This is a genomic window from Bradyrhizobium sp. (genome assembly GCF_016462955.1).
Lineage (GTDB): Bacteria > Pseudomonadota > Alphaproteobacteria > Rhizobiales > Xanthobacteraceae > Bradyrhizobium.
On record NZ_JAEMSD010000198.1, the window covers coordinates 7461 to 11325 of the forward strand.

The 3865-nt window shown below is 68.4% G+C and carries 3 protein-coding genes; 2 read left to right on the forward strand and 1 reads right to left on the reverse strand.

Features of this window, described 5'->3' with window-relative positions:
- Nucleotides 1-202 precede the first annotated feature (202 nt).
- Nucleotides 203-1447, forward strand: a complete 1245-nt coding sequence (locus tag JHD07_RS20205; RefSeq protein WP_291625072.1) for an MFS transporter — start codon at nt 203-205, stop codon at nt 1445-1447.
- Nucleotides 1448-1460: 13 nt separating this feature from the next.
- Here the strand turns inward: JHD07_RS20205 and JHD07_RS20210 are convergent, their stop codons facing one another.
- On the reverse strand, nt 1461-2720 hold the full coding sequence (locus JHD07_RS20210; protein ID WP_291625073.1) for an adenylate/guanylate cyclase domain-containing protein: 1260 nt from the start codon (nt 2718-2720) through the stop codon (nt 1461-1463).
- Nucleotides 2721-2881: 161 nt separating this feature from the next.
- On the opposite strand from JHD07_RS20210, the gene JHD07_RS20215 reads away from it, so the two are divergent.
- The coding region (locus JHD07_RS20215) for an MFS transporter (RefSeq protein ID WP_291625075.1) at nt 2882-3865 on the forward strand (984 nt) is incomplete at its 3' end.

The window sequence follows — 3865 nt, forward strand, 5'->3', positions numbered from 1 at the left end:
CGCCAGCCAGCGGCAGTGTCGGCTTTGAGGTGGGGTGATCGGGCATCCATGCCGGCAGAATACCCAAGTTCATTCCTATTGCAACTCATTTGCAACTGCATCTAGGCGGCCCCCGTCCCGACGAGCCTGTCGGGAAGCGGGTGGGTTTGGCGGCTCTCGCGGCCGAATATTGGCGCCAACCCGACGTCGCAGGAAATGAGCCATGTCAAACCCGCCTCGCCTCCCCGACACCTTCGGCCGGCTCGCCTGGTCGAACCTGGCGGCGCAGTCGGCCGAGCAGATCGCATTGGCGGCGGCCCCCATTGTCGCGGTGCTCACGCTGGGGGTCGCGGAAGGCCAGACCGGCCTGCTGCAGACCGCTCTGACCTTGCCTTTCGTGCTGTTCGCCATTCCAGCCGGCGTGCTCGCAGACCGCATCTCGCGTCGCTCCCTGATGGCCGCTGCCGAGGCGCTGCGAGCCGTGGCGCTGGCGACCATCGTGCTGCTGCTGGCGCTCGGCACGCTCGATCTGCCGCTGCTGGCGCTGCTCGGCTTCGCCGCCGTGTGCGGCACCGTGGTCTACAGCGTGGCGGCGCCGGCGCTGGTGCCTTTGCTGGTGACGCCGGATCTGTTACCGGCGGCGAATGCGCGGATCGAGTTGGCGCGCACTATCGCCTTTGCCAGCGGGCCTGCACTCGGCGGGATGCTGGTGGGATGGTGGGGCGCAAGCCCGGCCTTCGGCTTTGCCGCGGCGCTGTCGGCGATTGCGGTCGTGCTGCTCTCGGGCATCTTTGAGCCCGCGCGCACGCCGGCGCCGCGGCGCCATCCGGTCCAGGACATCCGCGAGGGCGCGGCATTCGTGTTTCACCATCCGCTGCTGCGGCCGGTGTTCGTCACCCAGTTCATCTTCAACACCGGGTGGTTCCTGCAGATCGCCGTGTTCGTGCCCTACGCCGTGCGCCACCTCGGCCTGACCGCAGCCGGCGTCGGCACCGTGCTGACGATGTACGGCGTCGGCATGGTAATCGGCGCGCTCCTCGCCACGCGCGTGATGCGACGCCTCGCCTTCGGCACCGTCGTCGGCCTCGGCCCGGTCACCGGCTTCGCCGCCGCCCTGGTGATGGCGCTGACGGTGCTGGTCCCCTCGCCCTGGCTTGCGGCCCTGAGCTTCTTCCTGCTCGGCGCCGGTCCCATCCTGTGGGTGATCTCGACCACGACGCTGCGCCAGTCGGTGACGCCGCCGCGCCTTCTGGGCCGCGTCTCCGCCATCAACATCATGAGCTACGGCGCCCGCCCGCTCGGCTCGGCGCTCGGCGCGATTGTCGGCGGCCTCTTCAGCGCGGAAGCATGCCTCTACCTCGCTGCCGCCGTGTTCGGCATGCAGGCGCTGGTGATCTGGCTGTCACCGGCGGTCGCCCTCGACCGGCAGCCGGACATGGTGGGAGATGAAGCGACGGCGCGGTGCTAGTCGCTGCCTCGCCCTAACCCGCCAGATAGCGCTCGTAGCTCCCCATCACCGGCTCGCTCGCATCGACCTCCGGGTCGAGCGTATAGAGGTCCTGCGCGCGGCCGATGCCACGCAGCGCATAGCGGCCGGTGGAGACGAGATAGCGGCGGCCGGCGGCATCGAGGCCCTTGTAGAACTCGGACGAGGCCAGTAGCTCGCGGTCGACCGAGCGGCTCATCGAGGCGATCCGGCTGACCTCGTTGACGGTCGGGCCGACCACCGTGAAGTCGAGCCGGTCCTCGCTGCCGATGTTGCCGTAGAAGACCTCGCCGACATGCAGGCCGATATAGGCCGACGTCGTCGGCCGGCCGGCGGCCTCGCGCCGCGCGTTCAGCGCGGCGACGTTCTTGCGGAACAGATGCTCGGCCCGTAGCGCGGCGCGCCGCGCATCGGCCATGTCCTCGCCCCAGAACATCGCGAGCACGCCGTCGCCGATCAGCTTCAGCACGTCGCCACCGGCTTCGTGGATCGGATCGATCACGGCCTGCGCGTAATCGTTGAGGAACGGAATGATCTCGTCGGGCCCGATGCTCTCGCTGATCCCGGTCGAGCCGCGCAGATCCGAATACCACAGCACGGCGTTGATGCGCTCGGTGACGCCGCGCGAGATGCGCCCGCGCAAGACCTGCTCCGAAGCATCGCGCCCGAGATAGACGCGGCCGAGCGTGCGGGCGATGTCGACCTGCTGCGCCGACTTGATCGCGAGCCCCAGCACCGGGACCAGATCGCGCAACGCTTCCAGCTCCAGTCCGGAGAAACCGCTGTCGCGGCGGGTGGTCCAGCAGGAATAGAGGCAATCCATCAGGCCGAGCGCGCCGTTCTCGCCGAAGCGGTGCACGAAGGCGAGATAGTGTTTGTGGCCCTTCTCGGCGAGTTCGCCGATCTGCGAATAATCCATCGAGGGCGCATCGGCGAGATCGATCACCATCTCGTCGTGCCCGTTCTCGAGCATGTGGAAGAACACCGAGCGGCGCCAGCTCTTGGCGGCGTCGCCGTCTGCGGTCGAGCCGTATTCGAACGCATCGCTCTCGTTGCTGGGACGATCGCTCCAGCGGAAGCCGCGTCCCTCGTAGATCGGATGCAGGGTGTCGATGACGACCAGTCCGCGCGACAGTTCCAGCCCCTCGGCGCGGCAGCGCTCGCAGAAGCCGCGAAGCAGCTCACTTTCAGGCAGGCCCGTCAGCCCCTGGCCGGTCAGCCAGTTCATCAGCGCAAGGCGCGAGGTCAATTGCATGCGCCATTATGGCGTGCATTCGTGACCAACGGAAGGCGGCACCGACGCGGCAGGAAGGCGCCCGTCCGCAGCAGGTCGAATATGCCGCAGGCGCTGTTGACGCGCTCCCGCCATAAGCGGCAAATGCACTGAATGACACGGGCGACCAGAGACACGGGGATATGACCCAGCGCCAGCTTCCGATCATCCTGGCGCTCGGCACCACGCAGACCCTGGCCTGGGCTTCCAGCTATTATCTGCCGGCCCTGCTCGCCGATCCCATGGCACGCGACCTCGGCGTCTCCTCCAACTGGATCTTCGGCGCGTTCTCGGCCGCGCTGGTGATCTCGGCGATGCTGGGACCGCGCATCGGACGGCAGATCGATCTCGTCGGCGGACGGCAGGTGCTGTCGGCCTCGAACCTGACCATCGCGGCCGGCCTCGTGCTCCTCGGGGTCTCGCACTCGGTCGCGGTGATGGCGATCGCCTGGCTCGTGCTCGGCATCGGCATGGCGATGGGGCTGTATGACGCGGCCTTCGCTGCGCTCGGGCGCATCTACGGCACCGAGGCGCGCCGGCCGATCACGGGCATCACGCTGATGGCGGGCTTTGCCTCGACCGTCGGCTGGCCGCTCACCGCCTGGGGCCTGTCGCATATCGGCTGGCGCGAGACCTGTTTTGCCTGGGCTGCCGCCAACATCCTGATCGGACTGCCGCTTAACTTTTTCATGCTGCCAGCGATCAAGGGCGCCAAGCAGGCGGCGGCGACCGCCCAGAAGCCGCATCTGCCGCTCGACCGCACCATGCTTCTGCTGGCGTTCATCTTTGCCGCGGTCTGGACCGTGACAGGCGCCATGGCCGTGCATTTCCCGCGCCTGCTCGAGACGATGGGCGCCACGCATGTCGAGGCGATCGCGGCCGGCGCGCTGATCGGCCCGGCGCAAGTGGCCGCGCGCATCCTCGAAGCCGGCTTTCTCAGCCGCTTCCATCCGTTGTGGTCGACGCGGCTGGCCTGCGTCACCCATCCGATCGGCGCCGCCGTGGTTGCCGTCTTCGGAGCTCCCGCCGCGAGCGTCTTCGCGCTGCTCTACGGCTCGGGCAACGGCATCCTGACCATCGCACGCGGCACCCTGCCGCTGGCGATCTTCGGCCCGAAGGATTTCGGC

What these genes read in the sequence shown, in the direction of transcription:
- JHD07_RS20205 (WP_291625072.1), top strand. Translation starts at nt 203, where the DNA reads ATGTCAAACCCGCCTCGCCTCCCCGACACCTTCGGCCGGCTCGCCTGG.
- JHD07_RS20210 (WP_291625073.1), bottom strand. Translation starts at nt 2,720, where the DNA reads ATGCAATTGACCTCGCGCCTTGCGCTGATGAACTGGCTGACCGGCCAG.